20 protein-coding genes are annotated in these 21,504 nt (G+C 61.8%); 14 read left to right on the top strand and 6 right to left on the bottom strand.

Features of this window, described 5'->3' with window-relative positions; genetic code table 11:
* Positions 1-84: 84 nt before the first annotated feature.
* Positions 85-1,611 carry an amidase gene (locus ACEWQZ_RS04940; RefSeq protein ID WP_476481957.1) on the top strand — a complete coding sequence of 509 codons (1,527 nt, stop codon included), beginning with the start codon at positions 85-87 and terminating at the stop codon, positions 1,609-1,611.
* Positions 1,612-1,641: 30 nt separating this feature from the next.
* Here ACEWQZ_RS04940 and ACEWQZ_RS04935 read toward each other — a convergent pair whose 3' ends face one another.
* From ACEWQZ_RS04935 to mutM, 4 genes are all read right to left on the bottom strand, one after another.
* Positions 1,642-1,845, bottom strand: coding sequence for a DUF3185 family protein (locus ACEWQZ_RS04935; protein WP_476481956.1), 204 nt, complete (start codon positions 1,843-1,845; stop codon positions 1,642-1,644).
* An 86-nt stretch (positions 1,846-1,931) separates the two neighbouring features.
* Positions 1,932-2,540, bottom strand: coding sequence for a thioredoxin family protein (locus ACEWQZ_RS04930; protein WP_476481955.1), 609 nt, complete (start codon positions 2,538-2,540; stop codon positions 1,932-1,934).
* Between the two features lie 63 nt (positions 2,541-2,603).
* A complete protein-coding gene (locus ACEWQZ_RS04925; RefSeq protein WP_476481954.1) occupies positions 2,604-4,682 on the bottom strand; it encodes a protein-disulfide reductase DsbD family protein in 2,079 nt (692 codons plus the stop codon).
* A gap of 59 nt (positions 4,683-4,741) precedes the next feature.
* Positions 4,742-5,554 carry a bifunctional DNA-formamidopyrimidine glycosylase/DNA-(apurinic or apyrimidinic site) lyase gene (gene mutM, locus ACEWQZ_RS04920; protein ID WP_476481953.1) on the bottom strand — a complete coding sequence of 271 codons (813 nt, stop codon included), beginning with the start codon at positions 5,552-5,554 and terminating at the stop codon, positions 4,742-4,744.
* A gap of 151 nt (positions 5,555-5,705) precedes the next feature.
* Between mutM and ACEWQZ_RS04915 the strand changes: the two genes are divergently transcribed.
* From ACEWQZ_RS04915 to ACEWQZ_RS04895, 5 genes are all read left to right on the top strand, one after another.
* Positions 5,706-6,197 (top strand): macro domain-containing protein, encoded by a 492-nt coding sequence (locus ACEWQZ_RS04915; RefSeq protein WP_476481952.1) that lies wholly within the window; start codon positions 5,706-5,708, stop codon positions 6,195-6,197.
* A gap of 1,007 nt (positions 6,198-7,204) precedes the next feature.
* A complete protein-coding gene (locus ACEWQZ_RS04910) occupies positions 7,205-9,199 on the top strand; it encodes an ATP-dependent helicase (RefSeq protein WP_476481951.1) in 1,995 nt (664 codons plus the stop codon).
* A gap of 97 nt (positions 9,200-9,296) precedes the next feature.
* Complete coding sequence (locus tag ACEWQZ_RS04905; protein WP_476481950.1) at positions 9,297-9,752, top strand: DUF192 domain-containing protein; 456 nt, start codon at positions 9,297-9,299, stop codon at positions 9,750-9,752.
* A gap of 50 nt (positions 9,753-9,802) precedes the next feature.
* Entirely contained in the window at positions 9,803-10,018 is a 216-nt protein-coding gene (locus tag ACEWQZ_RS04900; RefSeq protein ID WP_476481949.1) for a DUF6116 family protein, read from the top strand.
* A gap of 99 nt (positions 10,019-10,117) precedes the next feature.
* The gene (locus ACEWQZ_RS04895; RefSeq protein ID WP_476481948.1) at positions 10,118-10,828 is read left to right on the top strand and encodes a metallophosphoesterase; all 711 of its coding nucleotides are present in this window, start codon (positions 10,118-10,120) and stop codon (positions 10,826-10,828) included.
* A 3-nt stretch (positions 10,829-10,831) separates the two neighbouring features.
* Here ACEWQZ_RS04895 and ACEWQZ_RS04890 read toward each other — a convergent pair whose 3' ends face one another.
* Complete coding sequence (locus ACEWQZ_RS04890) at positions 10,832-10,984, bottom strand: rubredoxin (RefSeq protein ID WP_476482101.1); 153 nt, start codon at positions 10,982-10,984, stop codon at positions 10,832-10,834.
* 306 nt (positions 10,985-11,290) lie between these two features.
* On the opposite strand from ACEWQZ_RS04890, the gene hemL reads away from it, so the two are divergent.
* The 3 genes from hemL to ACEWQZ_RS04875 all read left to right on the top strand — a co-directional run bounded on the left by hemL (position 11,291) and on the right by ACEWQZ_RS04875 (position 15,692).
* Positions 11,291-12,577 (top strand): glutamate-1-semialdehyde 2,1-aminomutase, encoded by a 1,287-nt coding sequence (hemL, locus tag ACEWQZ_RS04885; RefSeq protein ID WP_476481947.1) that lies wholly within the window; start codon positions 11,291-11,293, stop codon positions 12,575-12,577.
* Between the two features lie 91 nt (positions 12,578-12,668).
* Entirely contained in the window at positions 12,669-14,243 is a 1,575-nt protein-coding gene (locus ACEWQZ_RS04880) for a Re/Si-specific NAD(P)(+) transhydrogenase subunit alpha (protein WP_476481946.1), read from the top strand.
* A gap of 12 nt (positions 14,244-14,255) precedes the next feature.
* Entirely contained in the window at positions 14,256-15,692 is a 1,437-nt protein-coding gene (locus ACEWQZ_RS04875; RefSeq protein WP_476481945.1) for an NAD(P)(+) transhydrogenase (Re/Si-specific) subunit beta, read from the top strand.
* A 297-nt stretch (positions 15,693-15,989) separates the two neighbouring features.
* Here the strand turns inward: ACEWQZ_RS04875 and ACEWQZ_RS04870 are convergent, their stop codons facing one another.
* Positions 15,990-16,949 carry an integron integrase gene (locus tag ACEWQZ_RS04870; protein WP_476481944.1) on the bottom strand — a complete coding sequence of 320 codons (960 nt, stop codon included), beginning with the start codon at positions 16,947-16,949 and terminating at the stop codon, positions 15,990-15,992.
* A gap of 273 nt (positions 16,950-17,222) precedes the next feature.
* Between ACEWQZ_RS04870 and ACEWQZ_RS04865 the strand changes: the two genes are divergently transcribed.
* The 5 genes from ACEWQZ_RS04865 to ACEWQZ_RS04845 all read left to right on the top strand — a co-directional run bounded on the left by ACEWQZ_RS04865 (position 17,223) and on the right by ACEWQZ_RS04845 (position 21,317).
* Positions 17,223-17,654 (top strand): hypothetical protein, encoded by a 432-nt coding sequence (locus tag ACEWQZ_RS04865; RefSeq protein WP_476481943.1) that lies wholly within the window; start codon positions 17,223-17,225, stop codon positions 17,652-17,654.
* A 501-nt stretch (positions 17,655-18,155) separates the two neighbouring features.
* Positions 18,156-19,256 (top strand): hypothetical protein, encoded by a 1,101-nt coding sequence (locus ACEWQZ_RS04860; protein WP_476481942.1) that lies wholly within the window; start codon positions 18,156-18,158, stop codon positions 19,254-19,256.
* Between the two features lie 129 nt (positions 19,257-19,385).
* Positions 19,386-20,201, top strand: a complete 816-nt coding sequence (locus ACEWQZ_RS04855; RefSeq protein ID WP_476481941.1) for a DUF7946 domain-containing protein — start codon at positions 19,386-19,388, stop codon at positions 20,199-20,201.
* An 86-nt stretch (positions 20,202-20,287) separates the two neighbouring features.
* Complete coding sequence (locus ACEWQZ_RS04850; protein WP_164834383.1) at positions 20,288-20,608, top strand: hypothetical protein; 321 nt, start codon at positions 20,288-20,290, stop codon at positions 20,606-20,608.
* Between the two features lie 85 nt (positions 20,609-20,693).
* Positions 20,694-21,317 (top strand): uracil-DNA glycosylase, encoded by a 624-nt coding sequence (locus ACEWQZ_RS04845; protein ID WP_343279960.1) that lies wholly within the window; start codon positions 20,694-20,696, stop codon positions 21,315-21,317.
* Positions 21,318-21,504 lie beyond the last annotated feature (187 nt).

Raw genomic sequence — 21,504 nt, 5'->3', positions numbered from 1 at the left:
GGTTCCGCCTTTGATCCCCATGCGCCGCCCACATGGCATGATGGTGTCTCCGTATTGACGCTTCGGAGATCGATGATGAAATTCATGCTGACTGCCCCGTTCATGCTGGCCGTGCTGCCGGCGCTGGCCGGCAAGCTGCCCGATGTGGCCGAGCTGGACGTGGCCGCCATCCAGGCCGGCTACGAGCGCGGCGACTTCACCGCCGAACAGGTGACCGCTGCTTATCTCGAGCGCATTGAAAAAATCGATCGCAGCGGCCCAAAGCTCAATGCCGTTCGTCACCTCAACGAACACGCGCTGGAACAGGCCGCCGAGCTCGATCGCGAGCGCGCCGCCGGCAAGCTGCGTGGGCCGCTGCACGGCATTCCCGTGCTGCTCAAGGACAACATCGGCACCAAGGACATGCCCACCACCGCCGGCAGCGTCTGGCTCGAAGGCGTGATCCCACCGGAAGACGCTTTCATCGTCAAGCGTTTGCGCGCTGCCGGCGCCGTCATTCTCGGCAAGACCAATCTGAGCGAGTGGGCCAACTTTCACTCCAGCACGTCTTCAAGCGGCTGGAGCCGTCTGGGTGGTCAGGTCAGGAATGCCTACGATCCGCGGCGCAACCCCTGTGGTTCGAGCTCCGGATCGGGCGTTGCCGGCGCCGCCAGCCTGGCCACACTGAACATCGGCACCGAGACCAACGGCTCGATCGTGTGCCCGGCCAACGCCAACGGCATCGTCGGGCTCAAGCCCACGGTGGGGCTCTGGAGTCGCAGCGGCATCATTCCGATTGCGCCCACCAGCGACAGCCCCGGGCCGATGACGCGTACGGTACGTGATGCAGCGGTGCTGCTCGGTGCGCTGGCAGTCGAAGATCCGGATGATGAACGCACTCTGATCGACAGTGCCCGGCGACATGAAGACTACACGCAGTTCCTCGATGCCGAAGCACTCGATGGCAAGCGACTGGGGCTGTGGACCGGACCCACGCAGCGCAACCATCGCGTCGAAGCGCTCGTGCGTGAGGCCGTTGCCGCGCTGGAAGCCGCCGGCGCCGAAGTGGTCGAGATCGACGCCATCAGCAAGGAAAGCATCAGCGGCGACGCCATGGAGGTGCTGCTGACCGAATTTCATCACGCGATGGACGCCTATCTCGCCGCGCTGGGCGAGCGCGCGCCCTTCGACAGCTACAAGGCCCTGGTCGAGGCGATAAGAGACGACCCGGAAGAGACCGCCCGCTTTGATCGTTCGCTGCTGTTCCAGGCGGCCGAGCGCGACGACATCGAAAGCGAAAAATACCGCAAGGCTCTGGAACGCATGCTCGAGCACAGCCGCGAGAAAGGCATCGATCGGGTGCTGGCCGAGCATGAACTCGACGCCATCATCGCGCCGAGCGGTTCGCCGGCCTGGCTCACTGACCCGGTGCTGGGCGACAACTTCCAGGTATCGAGTTCATCGCCTTCGGCACATGCCGGCTACCCCATCATCAGCGTGCCGATGGGGCAAATGGACAACCTGCCGGTCGGGCTGTCTTTCTTCGCCTCGGCCTGGAGCGAACCAACCCTGCTGGCATTGGCCTATGCCTATGAGCAGGCAAGCAACAAGCGCGTGCCGCCGGCGCTGTAATTCGTTATGAAGGTTTTTCAGTGCTGCCTGTCAGCGGCCCCGGGCCAGCATGATGATGCCTACGATCAAGGCGGCGCCTCCGCCAAGCAGATACCAGGTCGTGGTGTCGGTGAAGCGCCCGGTCAGCGTCTCGTGGACTTCCTCGGTCAGCGAGCCGGTGGCCTGCATGCCGAAAAACAACAGCCCTGCACCGATGATGAGCAGAACGATGCCGATGATTCTGTTGGTACTCATGGCGTGCTCCGTGTTTCGGTAAGAGCCTGAAGCATAGCCACAGCCCGCTGTGCTGTACAGTCATTGATACCAGCCGAAGCGGTGCTTCAGTACTTGATCGTGCAGCCATAGGGCCGCGTGGTCGCTTGTGAAATCTGTTTGCCCGCCGCCATTTCATCAAGCGCGGCCGTCACGTACTGCGTGGCGTCGGGAATGTCGTCCTGGCTGGCGCTGGGAATGGAATCTATGCCGCCCATGTAGCGCAGAATGCCGTCTTCATCAATGATGTACATGTGCGGGGTCACGCGCGCATCGTAAGCGCGGCCCATGTCGCCGGATTCATCCAGCAGTACGGCGCTGGGGTAGGCATTGCGCGAGCGGGTGAGTTCATCGGCCTGTTCTGGGCTGACGTGTCCCTGCGAGTCGGGCCTGGAAGAAATCACCGTCAGCCAGACGGCACCATGTTGGTTGCGGGCTGCGCGTTGCTGCTGTTGCATGTTGCCGGCGCCGTAGTGCGCCGCCACGAATGGGCACTCGTGGTTGGTCCACTCCAGCACGACCTTTTGTCCGGCGTAGTCCGACAGTGAGTGCACGTTGCCCTGAGTATCCACTACGCTGAACTCCGGCGCCGCCTCGCCGACCTGCGGCGCGGCTGCGACGGCGGCGGTTGCGGTCAGCAAGATCATGACGGTCAACAGGATGATTCGATGGATCATGAGTTCGTTCCTTCTTCTATTCGAGAGTGGTTCGTCAGGTCACAACATATCAACCTGGCAAGACTACAGTGACTCGATGGCCCCGATGACCAGGCCAGGACTGAGCACCTGGGGCAGCACCCGCGGCTTGCCCCCGTCGTGCGGATAGAGCACGTAAAGCGGCACGCCGTTGCGTCCGAATTCTGAAAGATAGGCGGTGATGGCCGCATCACGACGCGTCCAGTCGCCCTTCATGTAGGCCACGTTATTGGCCTCGAGCGCTGCGCGCACGGCTTCGGTGCTCAGCGCCACGCCTTCATTGACCTTGCAGGTGATGCACCAGTCTGCGGTCATGTTGACGAGCACGGCGCGCTCGGGATCGTTTCTCAATTCATTCAGGCGTTCGGCCGAGTAGCTTTCCCACCAGACATTTTCAACCTCTCCCGGTGTCTGCTGCATGCGAACGCCGGCGCCAAGCGCGGCAATCACCGTTACCGCACCCAGCGCCAGAGCCACGTGCCGGATACTGGCCAGGGTGGCGCCACGCCCTGGCCGGCCCGCCAACCAGAGCACGAAAGCCAGCACAACCAGGCCGAGCAGCACGGCCACCAGACCATCCGCTCCGATCTGGCGCCCCAATACCCACAAAAGCCAGACGACGGCCAGATAGAGCGGAAAAGCCATCAGCTGCTGGAAGGTTTCCATCCAGGGGCCGGGTTTTGGCAGCCGGCGGGCCAGGGCCGGCGAGAAACTCAGTGCCAGCATCGGCAGCGCCAGGCCACAGCCGAGCGCAACGAACACCGCCATGGCCAGCGGCCAGGGCATCAGCACGGCCGCACCCAGGGCGGTGCCCATGAACGGCGCGGTGCAGGGGCTGGCTACGATACAGGCCAGCACACCGGTGAAGAAAGAACCCGAAACACCTTCGCGCTCGGTCAGATGCTGGCCGGCGCCCATCAGCCGTTCGCCGAAACTAAACAGGCCCGACAGCGAAAGCCCCAGCGCGAACAGCAGGTAGGCGAGCACGCCCACCACCCAGGGTGACTGCAGCTGAAAGCCCCAGCCAATGGCCTCACCACCGGCGCGCAGCGCCAGCAGAACGCCGGCGACAGCCGCAAAACTCAGCACGATGCCGGCGGTATAAGCCAGGCCGTGTACGCGCTGATCACGACCCGCGCCGCCTACAAAGCTCATGGCCTTGATCGACAGCACCGGAAACACGCAGGGCATCAGGTTGAGCAACACCCCGCCGGCCAGCGCCAGCAGCAGGGCCAGGCCCCAGCCGATCGGCGGCTGGCCGCCGGTAGTGACAACCCCCGCGCCGGTACTCTGCAGCGAACCCGCCTGCGCATTGACCTCGAAGGCTTCGCCCGAGGCCTGATCGACGAAAACCACGGGCATGGATTCAGGAACCTGGCCGAGATAGGGAGAAAGTGGCTGGCCGGCCTGCAGCACGCCGTCGACAGCAGCGGTTTCAGCTGGATGTGCATGGTCGACGATGTTCTCGGCCCCGACGAACACGGTCCAGTCGGCGCCGGCAGGCAGGCCTTCGGATTCGACCTGGACGGCCAGCTGACCGCCGCTGGTGTCGAAGCGCGCCGGCCAGTCGACGACGCGCGGCCGGCGGTCGTCAGCCCAGGCGAACAGGTCGGCGAGGTCTTCATCTTCATGTGCGGGCTGGTCCCGTACCGGCAGGCTCATCGACAGCTCGGCATCGCCGGGAACGCAGATTTCCTCGCACACCAGCCATTCTGCAGCCACTGCGATCGGAAAGTCGTCGCCGGGGGCAAGATCCTGTGGCGGTGTGATGGTGACCGGCAGCAGATGTTCGCCGCCGTAGCCGTAGTTGACCAGATGCCCCATCGGCACGCGTTCGGGATAGGGCCACTGAATGCCTGATTGGCTGGCGCCGGCGGGCAGCGCCCACTCCATTTCGGTGCGCAGGCCCGAATCACCCGGGTTTTTCCAGTAGCTATGCCAGTGCTCGTCGGGCAGCATGCGCAGACCGACGCGAAATGACTCGCCGGGCTGGATGTGACTGACTTCGCTGACCAGCTCGACCTCGATATGCGGTCGCTGCACCGGCCCCGGCTGAGCGAGGGCTGCCGCGGCCAGGGCCAGCAGGCCGAGAGCGAGCGCGATATGGAAGCGGTGTTTGTTCATCGGTATAAGTATTGCCTTCAGCTGGTCGGCCCGGCGCGGACTCCAGAAATGACCGCTCTTCAACGTTGACAGCCGGGACAGTAAAACGTGCTGCGTTGTCCGATCACTTCGCGCCGAACTGGCTGGCCGCAGCCGGGGCAGGCCCCGCCTTCGCGACCGTAGACTTTCAGCGACTGGGCGAAGTAGCCGGGCGTACCGTCGCCCACGGTGAAATCGCGCAGCGTCGTGCCGCCGACTTCAATGGCGTCGGCAAGGATCCGCCGGATAATCGAAGCCAGCCTGTCATAGCGTACCCGGCTGATTCGCCCGGCCGGCCGGCGCGGGTGGATGCCGGCGGCGAACAATGCCTCGGAAGCATAGATATTGCCCACGCCGACCACGGTTTTTGCATCCATGATGAAGGCCTTGACCGCAACACGCCGGCCGCGGCTGCGCTGCCACAGCCATTCGCCGCTGAACGCGGGGCCCAGCGGTTCCGGGCCCAGGCTGGCCAGGCGCGCGTGCGCGTAGGGCTCGTCGCCGCCCCACAGCAGCGCGCCAAAGCGGCGCGGATCGGTAAAGCGGATCAGGTGGCCGCTCTCGATCTGCAGATCGACATGATCGTGCGCGCCCGGCTCGGGCGCCTTTTGCCAAGCGCGAAACGAGCCTGACATGCCCAGATGCCAGAGCAGCGAGCCTGACTCCAGTTGCCACACCAGCCACTTGGCGCGCCGCTCCAGAGCGGCGATTTTCTGTCCGGTGATGCCATCGACCGCGCCCGGAATCGGCCAGCGCAGCTGGCGCTGCCGGATGGTTACGGCCGCGATACGCCGCCCTTCGACCAGCGGGGCCAGACCGCGGCGGGTGGTTTCGACCTCAGGTAGCTCAGGCATACGTTCATGACCAGGGAGTGAAGGCTTGCAGCCTGACATTATCGCGTAGCCGCGTCGCCGGATGAAAACAGTGCCCGTTGGCGGCGTATTTGGCAGCCTTCCGATTGCTCATGGCATCATGAAACCGGGTCTGACCTCATGAGGAGACAGCATGTCAATCGAAATCGTTGAAGGCGATATCGCGAGCCAGCCTGATCTGGACGCCGTGGTCAACGCCGCCAACGCGCAGCTCATGCCCGGCGGCGGCGTCGCCGGCGCCCTGCACCGCGCCGCCGGCCCGAAGCTGGCTGAAGCCTGCAAGCCGCTGGCCCCGATCGAGCCGGGTCAGGCCGTAATCACGGCCGGCTTCGAGCTGCCCAATCAATGGGTCATCCACGCGCTCGGCCCGCGCTATGGTATCGACCAGCCCTCCGACGAGCTGCTGGCCGCGGCCTACCGCAACGTGCTGTCGGTGGCCGCCGATAACAACATCGGATCGCTGGGCTGTCCTGCGCTTTCAGCCGGAGCCTTTGGTTACCCGCTCGAGGAAGCGGCGCGCATTGCCGTCGAGACAGTCAAACAGCACGCGCCCGCGGAACTCTTGTTCCGATTCGTTCTGTTCGACGGCAGGACGAAAGAGGTCTTTTCGCGTCTGGTGGGGTGATGTGTCAACGGTGAGCTGCGCTCGTGATTGTGACACCGCGCCTTGCGCGCCACCGGCAGAACCTTGGCGCCAGCACCTGTAGGAGCGGTCTCCAGACCGCGATACGGAGCTGACCGAAGCCGGCTGCCCGGCTGCCTTGTCACGGCGTGATACCCATCTTTCAGCTTTGAAGTCGAGCAATCTCATGCGGGCTTCGACAAGTCAAAGGCGTTTCGCCCGCCTGCTTCGCAGGCTGATGGCGAGTGACTTTTTTCCAGAGCCAAAAAGTAACCAAAAAGCGCTCTTTAACGTCAAGGTCAAGATCCCACGCTTGGTTGACTCAGGATTCGGTTGCTGTGCGGGCTGACCCCTTCGGTGCGGGGGCTTCGCTCTGGCCCGGCTGGTCGCGTGGTGCCCGGGATGGCTTCCGAAACTGGCCATGGGAGGGACCGTGGGCTTGTGCTCGTGATTGCCCCACCGCGCGTTGCGCGCCATCGGCAGGGCGTTGACGCCAGCACGTGTGGAAGGAAAGCGACTCTCATGGGGGGTGGGAGCGATCTCCAGATCGCGATACAGAGCTGATCGAAGCCGAGCCTTCGTCTTGCGGGTTTCGTCCCATCCGGACTACGGCCACCAGATCCACCGACCGAGCTCTCGCGAAACCCGCTCCCCGAAGGGGCCAGCTACCTCCCGGTGCAAGTCCTGAAACCCCGGAACGTAGGATCTTGATGTTGATTTTAAAAAGCGCGATTTTTCGTGCCTTTTTTCGCGCTGGAAAAAAGGTACCCGCCCAAAGAGCTTGCGAAGCAAGCCGGGCGGAACGCTTTTGACCTTGACGTGTCGAGGCCACCAAAGCGCCCGGTGGCACCAACCTCATCCAGGCCGGAGCGCATCAGCCCACGGCGTATCGCGGTCTGGAGCCCGCTCCCACAGCGTTGGACGTTTACTGGCCGCATCCAGGTCCCAACGAGCGCCGCGCCATCAAACCCGGGCGGGTAGAATCTTCTTTCCGCTACAATGCCGCCCCCATGTCGAAAGCCCCCATCAAACTCAACCCGGCCCAGCAGGCCGCGGTTACGCATATCGATACGCCCTTGCTGGTGCTGGCAGGTGCCGGTTCGGGCAAGACGCGGGTGATTACCGAAAAGATCGCCTGGCTGATCGACCAGGGTCACTACGGCGCGCGCGAGATTGCTGCAATCACCTTTACCAACAAGGCCGCGCGCGAGATGAAGGAGCGCATCAACAAGCGCCTGGGCCGCAGCAGGACGAAAGGTCTGACAATCTCGACCTTCCACTCGCTGGGCTGGCAGATTCTGCGCTCCGAGCCCGAAGCCGCCGGGCGGCGCAAGGGTTTGAGCATTCTCGACCAGCACGGCAGCGGCGATCTGGTCCGTGAAATGCTGCCGGCAGGCGCGCCCAAGGACATGGTCTATGCGGTGCTCTCTGCCATCGGTCGTTACAAGGACGCCGGCCTTGATGTCGAGCAGGCGCATGCGGCGGCGAGCAGTGAAGATGCCGCGCGCGCCGCTGAAATCTACGCCGGCTACCAGGAACGTCTGGCAGCGCTCAACGCCGTCGACTTCGATGACCTGATCACCCTGCCGGCGAAAATGCTTGAAGACCCGGTGTTGCGCACGCGCTGGCGCCACCGGCTGCAATACCTTCTGGTCGACGAATACCAGGACACTTCCGAGGCCCAGTACCGCCTGCTCGGAAGGCTGGCCGCCGATACCGGCGCCTTCACCGCGGTAGGCGACGACGATCAGTCGATCTACGGCTGGCGCGGCGCGCGACCGGAAAACCTGGTCAGCCTGAAATCCGACTGGCCCGATCTGACGGTCATCAAGCTCGAGCAGAACTACCGCTCGACCGGCTACATCCTGACCGCCGCCAACGCGGTGATTGCCTGCAATCCGCACGAGTTCGAGAAAAAACTCTGGAGCGAGCATGGCCCGGGCAACCGGATCGAGGTGGTCGAGTACGCCGACGAGGCCGATGAGGCCGAATCGATTGCCCGCGCGATCGTTACCGAAGTTCACGGTGGGCACGCGCGCTTTGGTGGCTGCGCGGTGCTCTACCGCTCCAACTTTCAGGCCCGCGCGATCGAACAGCAGCTGCGCGAGTATGGCCTGCCCTACGTGGTTTCCGGCGGGCCGAGCTGGTTTGACGCCCGCGAGGTGCGCGACTGCCTGGCCTACCTGCGCCTGCTGGTCAATCCCGACGACAATCCGGCCTTCATGCGCGTGGCCAACGCGCCCCGGCGCGGCCTGGGGTCGGGCGCGATGTCGCGCCTGGCCACCTACGCGGATGCCACTCACAAGAGCCTGTTCGAGGCCGCCATCGAGCCGATGTTCCAGGCCGAGCTGCCGGGCCCGGCGCAGCGCGGTTTTCGCGCTTTCACCAACATGCTGATCGACTTCAACGATCGGGCCGAGCGCGGCGATATCGGCGAGGTCTACGCCGAAATGCTCGACCATATCGGCTACCTGGAGTGGCTGATCGAGACCGACGACGACCCGAAAAAGGCCGACCGCCGGCGCCGATCGATCAAGGACCTGACCGGCTGGGTCGAGCGCCTGAGCGCGCAGGTGCAGTCGGGCGAGGAGCTGATTGCGCGCGTCTCCCTGGTTGCCGGGCCCGACGATGACCGCAACGACGGTGCCGACATGGTGCGCCTGATGACCCTGCACGCGGCCAAGGGCCTGGAGTTCTCGCGCGTGTGGCTGGCCGGCTGCGAGGAAGGCCTGATGCCGCACAGCCGCTCGGTCGACGACGACACCATCGAGGAAGAACGTCGGCTGATGTATGTGGGCATTACCCGCGCGGAGCGGAAGCTGCAGATCTCCTATGCCCGCCGCCGCCGTCGCGGCGGCGAACAGGTTCAGACCACGCCGAGTCGGTTTCTGGATGAACTGCCTGAAGACGCGATCTCCTGGCCGGCGCGCCACGGCAGCGAAGAGGCCACGCCCGAAGACGCCATGGACAACATCGCCGCGCTCAAGGCCATGCTCGAGGGCTGAGCGGCAAGGCAGCGGAAATTAGACAAGACAAATCCGTGGTTCCGCGGGTTTTCTTTTTCATCCTTCCTTCGCGCTTTTTGCTCTATGATGCAAGCCGATGGCCAATCACCTGATCAAGCTCGTGGCAGTGGTCACCACCATGCTGGTGTTGTCGGCCTGTGATGCCGGTCAGCCGTACGTCAAGATCGCCGGACAGCGCTTTGTCGTCGAGGTTGCCGCCGACGACGCCAGCCGCGCGCGTGGGCTGATGTTTCGAGACACGATGGATGAAGATCGCGGCATGTTGTTCGTTTTTCCCGACGAGCGTCCGCGCTCGTTCTGGATGAAGAATACTCGCATTCCGCTCGATATCATCTATATCGACGGCAACTTCGAGGTGGTCAGCATCCGCGCCGACACCCCGCCGTGCCGCTCGCGCAACCGCCGCTGCCCGGGCTATCCCAGCGACGGCCCGGCGCGATACGTGCTCGAAATCAACGCCGGTCTGGCGGCAAAGTACGGCATCGAGCCGGGAGATGTGGTCGAGATGGGCCATATCGCCGCGCTGGAATAGCCCTTTTTGCCCGCGCCGGGCACACCGACCCAGCTTCAGGAGCAGCAGGCATGTGGATCTTCAGAAAGCTTTTCGGCCCCGTCCAGCGCTTTCTCGAGCGCCGGCGCTTTCGCACGCTGTTCATGATTCTGGCGGGGCTGTTCGTTGCCAACATGCTCATCCCCGACCCCATTCCCTTTATCGACGAACTGCTGATGCTGGTTGCCACGGTCATCGTCGGCTCCTTCGGCAAGCGCGGTAACCACGACGATTCGCCCGGGCCCTGATCGCTTGCGCGCAGCCGACGGGCCACGCCCGAGAGCGGGCCTGCGTTATCCTTGCCTGTCATGAACATGCCTTACGCACTTCCCCAACAGCCGATCACGGTGCTTCAGCTCTCTGATAGCCACCTGGCGGCAGACCCGCAGGCGCGCTATCGCGACCAGCCGGCCGACGCCAATCTGGCCGAGCTGCGCCCGGCGATCGTTGATCTGGCCCCCAACGCGATCGTGCTCTCCGGCGACGTGTCCGAAGACGCCTCGCCGGCGTCGTACTGGCGCATGGGTGGCTTTGTCCGCGACCTGGCACCGGTGGTGGCCTGGGTTCCCGGCAACCACGATGAGCGCTCGGTGATGGCCGAGGTGTTTGATGAACTGGGCTTCGAGGCCGGCCCGATCGTGCTGCTGGGCGGCTGGCAGCTGGTGCTGCTCGATTCGGCCCGCTCGGACCGGCCCGAAGGCGCGCTGGACGATGATCGGCTGGCCGCCATCGAGCAGATGGACGAGCAGCGACCGGCGCTCGTCTTTCTGCACCATCAGCCGCTGCTGATAGGCTCGCCATGGATCGACAAATATCCGCTTGTCGAGCCCGAACGGCTGTGGCAGCGGCTGGCCGGGCGGCCCGTCAAGGCGGTGGCCTTTGGCCATGTACACCAGGTGTTCGAAGGTGAGCACCAGGGCGTTGCCTGCCTGTCGGCGCCGTCAACGGCGGCCAACAGCCAGCGTCAGGTGGAAAAATTCACCCCCGGCGAGCAACCTCCGTCGGCGCGCTGGTTCCGGCTGTGGCCGGACGGCCGATGGCAAACGGGGTTGCTTTAAAGCCTAGACTTCCACCATTTCGAAGTCTTCCTTGCCCGCGCCGCAATCGGGGCAAACCCAGTCTTCGGGTACGTCTTCCCAGCGTGTGCCCGGCGGGATGCCGTCATCCGGCCAGCCGTCCTCCTCATCGTAGATGAAGCCGCAGACGATACACATCCAGGTTTTGAAGGGTTGCTCTTCGCTCACGCGTTCAAGGTTCCGTATATGAACAGGCCCGCATTCTAAATGATTGGCCGGGTCTCGGGGTGGCGCTCGCGGGCTGCGGCCCGGTGCCGCCGCCGGGCAACCGGCGTGCCCGCTCTCGCCCTGCCCGCCGGATGTCTTACACTGTCGGTTGAAGCTGGCGCCAGCCCCCGGGGCCGTTGCCGATGGCCGGCCGGGTTTTCCGGTCGCCAGCGGCCGCACCAGCTGTATCGCCGCAAGCACTCACCGCAAATATTGACAGGAGTTGTCCACAACGCCATGACCGCCAGCCACGATCTGTTCGACCGCGCCCGCGCCCGCATTCCCGGCGGGGTCAATTCGCCCGTCCGCGCTTTCTCGTCGGTGGGCGGCGAGCCGGTCTTCTTCGAGCGCGCCGAAGGCGCTTACATGTTCGACGTCGACGGCAAGCGCTACATCGACTACGTCGGCTCCTGGGGACCGATGATCTGCGGCCACGCACACCCGGCCGTCATCGAGGCGGTTCAGAAGGCCGCTGCCAGGGGACTGAGCTTTGGCGCGCCGGCGCCGGGCGAGGTCACCATGGCCGAAATGCTGTGCGAGATGGTTCCGTCGCTTGAGCGGGTGCGCATGGTCAACTCCGGCACCGAGGCCACCATGTCAGCGCTCAGGCTGGCGCGCGCGGCCACCGGGCGCGATCGTTTCATCAAGTTCGAGGGCAATTATCATGGCCACGGCGACAGCTTTCTGGTCAAGGCCGGTTCCGGCGCCCAGACCCTGGGCGTACCGACCTCGCCGGGCGTGCCGGCGGGCCTGGCCGAGCTGACGCTCAACGCCCGCTACAACGACCTCGATAGCGTGCGCGCCCTGTTCGATCAGTATCCCGACGAGATCAGCTGTGTGTTCGTCGAGCCGGTGGCCGGCAACATGAACTGCATCCCGCCGCTGCCCGGCTTTCTGGAAGGCCTGCGCCAGATCTGCGACGAGAAGGGTGCCATCCTGATCTTCGACGAGGTCATGACCGGCTTTCGCGTTGGCCCAACCGGGGCCCAGGGCCGCTATGGCGTCACCCCTGATCTGACCACCTTCGGCAAGGTCATCGGCGCGGGCATGCCCGTGGGCGCCTTCGGCGGCAAACATGAAATCATGAAGCTCATTGCCCCGGAAGGTCCGGTCTACCAGGCCGGCACGCTTTCGGGCAACCCCGTCGCCATGGCCGCCGGCATCGCCAACCTCGAGCTGCTCACCGAAGACGGCTTCTACGAGCGTCTGGAAGCGCGAACCAAGCAGCTGGCCGAAGGCTTCGAAGAAGCCGCAAGCCAGGCCGGCATTCCCATGGCCACCGTGGCGGTGGGCGGCATGTTCGGCTACTTCTTTACCGACGTCAAAGAAGTCACCAATTTCGAGCAGGCTGCCGCCTGCGACATCGAGCGGTTCAAGACGTTCTTTACCGCGATGCTCGAGGCTGGTGTCTACCTGGCGCCCTCGGCTTTCGAGGCCGGCTTCGTGTCGAGCGCGCATACGGAAGCCGACATCACCGAAACCGTGGCGGCCGCAGGCGAAGTGCTCAAGAAGATGGCCGACTGAGCATCCCGGGCCGGTTACACTGACCGCCTGACAGCGTCCGCGCGGCCCGTGAGCGCCGAATAAAGCAACAGAACACCCAGGAGCGCATGGAATGAAGGTAGGTGCACCGAAAGAAACCGCAGCGGGCGAGGCGCGGGTGGCGCTCACGCCCGAGAGCGCGGGCCGGCTCAAGAAGCTGGGCTACGACTGTCTGGTCGAGACGGGCGCCGGCCTGGCCGCTTCGTTTACCGACGAAGCCTATCAGGCCGCCGGCGTCGAGGTCGTTGACTCGGCCGATGCGCTCTGGCAGCAGGCCGACGTGATCGTGAAGGTGCGCGAGCCCTCGATGGAAGAAATCGACAGCGCGCCCGAAGGTAAAGTCCTGATCAGCTTCGTGTGGCCCGCCCAGCACGAAGACCTGCTCGAGAAGATGAAGGCAAAGAGCATGTCCGTGCTGGCCATGGACATGGTGCCGCGCATCAGCCGGGCGCAGAAGATGGATGCGCTCTCGTCGATGGCCAACATCGCCGGCTACCGCGCCGTGGTCGAGGCCGGCAACCAGTTCGGTCGCTTCTTCATGGGCCAGATGACCGCCGCCGGCAAGGTACCGCCGGCGAAGGTACTGGTTGTCGGCGCCGGCGTGGCCGGGCTGGCGGCGATCGGCACTTCGGTGTCGCTGGGCGCGATCACCCTGGCGTTTGACGTGCGCCCCGAGGTGGCCGAGCAGATCGAATCGATGGGCGCCGAGTTCGTCTATCTGGACTTCGAAGAAGAACAATCCGACGGCGCCGAGACCGGTGGCTACGCCGCGCCTTCCAGCCCGGAATTCCGTGAGAAGCAGCTCGAGAAATTCCGCGAGCTGGCGCCGGATGTCGATATCGTCATCACCACCGCGCTCATTCCCAACCGCCCGGCGCCCGAGCTGTGGACCGAAGACATGGTCCAGGCGATGAAGCCCGGCTCGGTGATCGTCGACCTGGCCGCCGAGCGCGGCGGCAACTGCACGCTGACAAAAGCCGACGAGCGAATCGTCACCGACAACAACGTGACCATCATCGGCTACACCGACTTCCCCAGCCGCATGGCCACGCAGTCGTCGAGCTTGTATGCCACCAACGTGCGCCACATGCTCGACGACCTCACGCCCGATAAAGACGGCCAGCCGGTCATCGACATGGAAGACGACGTCATCCGCGGCGCCCTGGTCTGCCACCAAGGCGAAATCACCTGGCCGCCGCCTCCGCCGAAGACCAAAGCCATCGCTGCGGCCAAGCCGAAGAAGAAAGAGCCCGCAGAGACGGCCGAAGAAAAGGCCGCGCGCGAGGAAAAGGCGCTCAAGGCCTCGCTCAACCGCACCGGCGCCATGCTCGCGGTCGGCGGCCTTGCGCTGCTGGGTATCGGCGCGGTGGCCCCGGCGAGCTTCATGCAGCACTTCATCGTTTTCGTGCTGGCGGTGTTCGTCGGCTACCACGTGATCTGGGGCGTGGCCCACTCGCTGCACACGCCGCTGATGGCCATCACCAACGCCATCTCGTCGATCATCATCGTCGGCGCCCTGCTGCAGATTGCCTCCGGGAGCGTCGTCGTCTTCATTCTGGCCGCGATCTCGATCCTGATCGCCTCGGTCAACATCTTCGGCGGGTTTCTGGTGACCCGCCGCATGCTCGCCATGTTCAAGCGCAGCTGAAGGGAGTAGTCAATGAGCATCGGACTGATCACCGCCGCCTACGTTGTCGCGGCCGTCCTCTTCATCCTTGCGCTGGGCGGGTTGTCCAACCAGGAGAAAGCCAAGCGTGCCATCTGGTACGGCATCATCGGCATGGTGCTGGCGGTGCTCGCCACCATGGGCACGCCCGGCGTCGGCCAGTACATCGCCATTGCCCTGATGGTGATCATCGGCGGAGTCATTGGCTGGATCATCGCCAAGCGCGTGCAGATGACGCAGATGCCCGAGCTGGTTGCCGGCTTTCACAGCCTGGTCGGGCTGGCGGCCGTGTTCATCGGCATCAACGCCCACCTCGAAATGGGCCTGGCGCTGGCAGCAAAAGACGCCGGCACCGCGGCCGAGCTGGCCGGGTTTGCCGCCACCATCGCCGGCAAGTCGATCGTCGAGCTGAAGATCCTCAAGGTCGAGCTGTTTCTGGGCATCTTCATCGGCGCGATCACCTTTACCGGTTCGATCGTCGCCTACGGCAAGCTGGCCGGAAAGCTCAGCTCCGCCGCGCTGACCCTGCCGGGCCGCCACCTGCTAAACCTCGCCGCCATCATCGCCTGCCTGGCGCTGGGCTGGCTCTACCTGGGGGGTGCCGGTCTGTGGACGATGCTGCTGGTGGCGCTCATCGCCGGTGCCATCGGCACGCACCTGATCATGGCCATTGGCGGCGCGGACATGCCCGTGGTTGTTTCCATGCTCAACTCGTATTCGGGCTGGGCCGCCGCCGCCATCGGCTTCACCCTGGGCAACGACCTGCTCATTGTCACCGGGGCGCTGGTCGGCTCATCGGGCGCGATCCTGTCCTACATCATGTGCAAGGGCATGAACCGCAGCTTCGTCTCGGTCATCCTCGGCGGCTGGGGCGGTGAGTCCAGCAGCGCCGCAGCCGTCGACGGCGAGATGATCGCCGCCGATGCCGATGCGGTTGCCTCGGCGGTCAACGACGCCGACAGCGTCATCATCGTGCCCGGCTACGGCATGGCCGTCGCCCAGGCGCAAACCGCCGTGTCCGAACTGACGAGAAAGCTGCGCGATGGCGGCAAGAGCGTGCGCTTTGCCATCCACCCGGTCGCCGGGCGCCTGCCCGGGCACATGAACGTGCTGCTGGCCGAAGCCAGAGTGCCCTACGACATCGTGCTGGAAATGGAAGAGATCAACGAGGACTTTCCGGACACCGACGTGGTCATCATCATCGGCGCCAACGACATCGTCAACCCGGCCGCCCAGGACGACCCCGGCAGCCCCATCGCCGGCATGCCCGTGCTCGAAGTGTGGAAATCGCGCCAGGTGTTCGTTTGCAAGCGCGGCCAGGGTACCGGCTACTCGGGCATCGAAAACCCGCTGTTCTTCAAGGACAACACGCGCATGTTCTACGGCGACGCCAAGGCCTCGATGGAAGCCTTGCTCAAGGAGCTGGGCTGACTGGGCCCAGTTTCACCCCAATCCTGAAAAATCGCCTGGAAACCAATCTTCCCGGAAGATAGCCCAAGCCCCCCTCTTCCCGGAACACAGCCGGGCCTCCCGTATTCCCGGAACACAACCGGGCCTCCCGTATTCCCGAAACACAGCCCGGCCTCCCGTATTCCCGGAAATCGCGAAGCGATTATCCGGGACCTCAGCCACTCAGCCACCCCGAATTTGAACCCCCACACCCGGCAGGCTAGACTGCGACCGGGGACGCGACTTCGGCACGGGCCATGGCGGTAGCGTGCCCGAAGCTCACATTCCGTCCATCGGGCTCCGCGCCCCCATTGCGCCGCGATTGATCACGTGCGTGTAGATCATCGTGGTGCGCACATCCGAATGCCCCAGCAACTGCTGCACCGTGCGAATATCTGCCCCGAACTCAAGCAAGTGTGTCGCGAAACTGTGTCGAAAGGCGTGGCAGGTCACCGGCTTGTGAATGCCGGCCCGACGCGCCGCCTGCTTGACCGCACGCTGCACCGAACTGTTGAACAAGTGGTAGCGACGAACCTGGCCCGTCCGCGGATCCGCAGAAATCCGCCGCGCCGGAAACACCCACTGCCAGCCCGGCTCGAACCGGGCGTTGGGGTATTTGCGCGCCAGCGCATGGGGCAGCACAACGCCGCCTCGGCGGCGGGCTGCATCATCGGCTGCTACGGTCAGCGCCCGATCCACCTGAACCTGCAACGCGGGAATCGTCCGGTCGGCCAGAACGGTGATCCGGTCCTTGTTGCCCTTGCTGTCGCGCACGGTAATCGAGCGTCGACTGAAATCCACGTCCTTGATGCGCAGCCGAACCGCCTCGCCAACCCTGAGCCCGGACCCGTACAGCACCGAAACCACCAGATCGTGCGGCGGCCTCAGGTTGGCCAGAACCGCCCGCACCTCGTCGGTGCTCAACACCACCGGCACACGCGTGGAGCGCTTCGCGCGCACCACATCCTCGAGCCAGGGCAGCTCCATTTCCAGAACCTCCCTGTACAAAAATAGAATCCCGTTCAGGGCCTGATTCTGGGTCGCAGCCGCCACGTGCCGATCAACGGCCAGATACGTGAGAAACGCCTCGACCTCCGCCTTGCCCATCTCGCGCGGATGCCGTCGATCATGAAACAGAATGAACCGCCGCGCCCACTGAACATAGGCCTTCTCGGTTCGATGGCTATAGTGCTTTGCCAGAATCAACCGGCTCATCCGATCCAGCAACTTCTCGCCCATGCTTTGCATCCCGGCACAATTTGCGCCAGTATCAAACAGGGCGACGGACAGGCGAAATCGGAATTGAACCCCGAAACATGTGGGAAATCCGCAGGCTATCCAGCAAGAATGCAAGATAGCGCCAGAAAATATTTCCGCACAAAACGGCAGATTCAGTACGTTACCGCCACTTCACACGCCGCGCCCACAAACTATTCAGCAAATTGTTCATGTATTCACTACACCAACATATTGCTCAAGACTTATTAGTTATGCCTTGCTTATGAGAGTTCGATGAGAAGAGAATTCGTAGCATGGTTAAGCGTTTGGGTGCTGGTGGTTGTTGGGCACGCCGCAGCTGGATGGCTGTTCGGCTATGCCCATATGCCAAATTCTCTAATGTTGGTGGCATTGTCCTCACTTGGTTATATTGGGATTCTGGGGCCGATAGCGCGTTTAGGAACCTTGAATGCCGCACCAACAAATCGGCCGGCCTTTGTACTAATGGGCTTATTCGTAGCCTTGCCCGGAGCGCTGATACTTTTCTATCTGTTGCCGTCCGAGGGCGTCGCATTGGCTGCAGCAGGCGTAACTATTTTGCTTGGAGGCATCTCCGGGCTTGTGTTCCAAATGGTCAGGTTCCCACGGCATAACAAAGGGTTCAACCGGACCCCGGAAAGCTCCGGGCCGGCAAAGCCGGGCGAGTTTGGTGGCGGGGCCGGTTAACCCAAACGTTATGACGGCAAAACGAGGTTCAGAAATTGATTCATAATTGTTCTTCTTGCTCACTCGCTGAGACATGGTTTGAAGAAGAGGGGTCCGATGTCTATCTCAACCTGAACAGGGTTGCGACAGAGAAAGATCTTGAAATGGACCATTATCTTGAATACGAGGGACAGACAATCGAGACTGTGAGAATCACCGTGGCTTTCTGCCCATTTTGCGGCCAAAAACTCGGAAGTAGCGAAAATCCGATCGTGCCTGAGTTTCAGCACCATAATTTTCGTGGCAGGAAGTGAGCGCTCATAACCAAGCGCAGCACTACACAGCCTTCGGCTGTCGGACGCTCGCAAGCTCGCGCCGGTGTGCGCGGCGTTAGCTGTCATGGTCACCGTTTCAAATCGCCCTCTACCGCCAAAAGTCATTGCAGCCCGCGACGCTGCTCGGAAGGCTCTTGGCCCATTGGCACCTGCCGGGGACCCGAGAAGCCCTGATGAGTCCCGATGCTTGATGCTCTCGTCACGGACGAACGCGGGCCGTGAGTTGCCGTCCTATTATTTGGTTTACTTCTTACTGGTTGATCTTCTGGAGTTCCCACACTTGGGACAATGGGAGAAAACCGCGTGGAACGTGCCAGTTCGGTTAAACGGCAGACTTTACGGCATTGAACATCGCAAGATGGGGCTTGGTGTATTCGCTCCGGCATCTGATCCCACCGCAACGCGTAGTGGAACACCGACCGAGCAACAAGAAGACGACGCACGGGAGATCGTCGCATTTATTCACCGAGCCGTAATCGCTGCCGAACTCTATTTCGAGTGGCGTGCGGAGCAGGCTGCGTCAGGGACGCAATTGAATGTGCTCAACCGCAGCCCAGGCTTGTTTAGCCGATATGAGTTCTTTCGAGACCGCTTCCTTGAGCTGAATGACGAGTATCAGCGGCGAAAGGACGAGAAGGAAGTGAAGAAAACTGAGCATAAGCACGGTACGAGCACCGTTGTTCGATTTCCCGCCGCCCATTTATCGCAAGAGGCACAATGGAACGCACAAGCAGCAGTTGATGCCTTCTTCAGTTGGACTGAGCACGTGTTCATCCATCTCGCCATTCTACAAGGGCGTGCACAAACAGGCGCTGACGTTGCTGAATTGGCGGATTCTGACTGGAAGTCGAAGTTCAAAGCCGCACTGGACCTTGGTGCCGCAGATTCTAAGAAACACTACGATGTATTGCTGGAGCTTCGCCAGCAAATCCGCAATTTTATGGCTCACGGTGCGTTCGGAAAGAGGGGCGAAGCCTTTGAATTTCATTCGGGCGCAGGTGCCGTGCCACTTCTATTGACGGGAAAACAGAAGCATAAGTACTCATTCACGGGCGCCCCTGCATTTGTTGATGAAAAAGCGATCGCTGACATCGATAGCTTTGTGGAGCACCTGTGGTCCGGACCAAGGGCACCAGCTCGAGAGTATGTTGAAAGTGGGCTGCCCGTGATTCTTTCATACGTCCATGATGGCACCTACGCAAAGGCCATGACGTCGTGCGACAAAATGAGCGAATTTGTGGAGCATTTGATGTATCAGTTTGATTCTGCCGCGAACATGGACTGGTAGCGGCATGACAGCTAACAAATCGCTGCAGGTGACGTTTGACCCGTCGCCCATTTTTGCTACCGCAAAAACGGGCGCCGCCTCAAACGCACCTGAGCTTCACCGTTAGATTTACGGAAGTAGGAAGGTACGGTGACAAAAATAACTTTTTCCATAAAATACCACGATGGTGATGCCCGACAGGGGCATCTGGATATGTACGACGCCGCAGTTTCTTTTCAAGGGTTTGCTAAAGCTATTTCGATAACTGCGCACGCGCTGCTCAATAAGGGCGAGATTCGGCGCAAAGGAAACCGAATTGAGGGAGCAGAGCTATATATAAATCCTTCGCGCAAAGGCAGCTTTGAGCAATTTGTCACGTTAGTCATAACCAACCAAGAAGCCATCGGTGCAAGTATTGCGGCCGCCGCATTTTATGACATGATCAAGTGGACTTGGTCGAAAACAATTGACAAGGTTTTCGATCCGGAAACCCCTTTCGTGAAAAACCTGGTTGAGGAGGATCGCATTGAGCCGTTCATAGGTGAAATGGAAGAGGCTCTTGAAATTCCTCTTGAGCAAGCTCACCGGCCCATCGCCAAAGACGAATCTGTCATCAGATCCCTGAAGCGGCAGCGGGTTGGTGATATTGTTCGGTTCGACTCCGAGTCGTTGAAAAGTGTTTCCCTACGCTCAGATGACGTTGTAACAGAGAATATAAAAGGAAACGTGACTCGCTATAACATACTGTCCGGCTATGGCCGTTTCTACGATGATGATCTTGAACGAACTGTATCATTCAAAGTAACAGATGAAGTAAGTGCGGTACAAAAGCAGCTTCTGACCTGGTCTCTACATCATGCGCAGGAAGAAGAAGGGGAAGGGAAAATACTATTCGACGCGAAGAAGATTGAAACTGCACGAGGTGTGATAAAGCGCTACTTAGTCACGAATATCAGCCATCTATAAATCTAACAAAGCGCTGCTGCCGGACAATTTTTACGCTGCGCTCCAAAATTGCCGCAGAGCGCGGCGTTATGTTTTAAGGAGGTAGTTTGAGCAAAGTCGTTGGACGCTGGCGAATTAAGTGGATGGAAATGTGGGATCAAGACTTTGTTGACCTTATTGAGCCCGGATACTTCCAGTTCGATGAAGATGGCCTCGGCTTTTTTGTATTCGGAGCAGTTGAGGGCCAAATCGACTACCGCATTCCAGATGATGGAGGGCGAGTCGAGTTTTCTTGGTCTGGAAATGATGATGGTCGTGAAAAATCTGGCCGTGGTTGGTTCCAGTTTTCATCTTCAAATTCAGCGAAAGGGGAACTCTTCATTCATTGTGGAGACGAGTCGGCCGTAGAAATCGAATATCAAACATAACCAGGCGCGGCACTCGGATGCCTTTGTCTCCGCTTCGCTACGTCAAAGTCACCGGTGCGCTCAGTGTTAGCGCCCATGACAAACCATGCTCACTGACACTCCAAAGCTGCTTGGTGACGCTCGTGCCATATCCGAGCGCATGCAGCTGCTTCGTGATCCTCATATCGCGCCCTTGACCGACTACGTTGAGCGGCTGCGTCTAGAGGCCGGACCCGGCGCCGTGATTCCCTACTTCGACCCTTGGGACGGAGGTATTGAGGCTGAGGTTCTTTTTCTGTTGGAAGCCCCTGGAGCAAAAGCCGTCAGATCTGGCTTCGTATCACGTAACAATCCAGATGAAACAGCGAAGAATATTTTCGAGTTGTGCCACGAGGCTGGACTTCATAGAAAGTCCATGGCTCTTTGGAACGTGGTCCCTTGGTATATTGGAACTGGCAGCAAGATTCGCGCTGCCACACCAGCCGATCTTGAGGCCGGTCTGAAACCGCTGCCGCGCTTACTCGAACTTCTGCCGAGGGTAAGAACCGTGGTCTTGGTCGGCCGCAAAGCCGAGCGAGCTCAGCCTCATATCAATGAAGTCAGATATCGTGTATTCACGTCACCGCATCCTAGCCCGCTCTTTGTCAACAATGCTCCCGGCAATCGTGAAAGGCTTCTCTCAGCTTTTCGTCAAGTGCGTGACGCTGTCGTCCCACGCGCTGGGCGCTAACAAATCATTCAAGCCGATGCCGCTTCGCGGCACGGCTTAATTCTAGGGGTCTGTTGAATTCCAAGTGGGTTAAGCATACACATGCGGATTGATGCGTCCGAAGTCGAGCTTCCCCGCCAGCAGGAAGATCACCGTCCGGGCGGTACTCAGTCGCGTGTAGCCTCGGGCTTTTCGTTTCGCAGCTTGG

It is taken from the genome of Wenzhouxiangella sp. YN1 (genome assembly GCF_056324145.1).
This window is presented reverse-complemented; position numbering and strand designations above follow the sequence as displayed.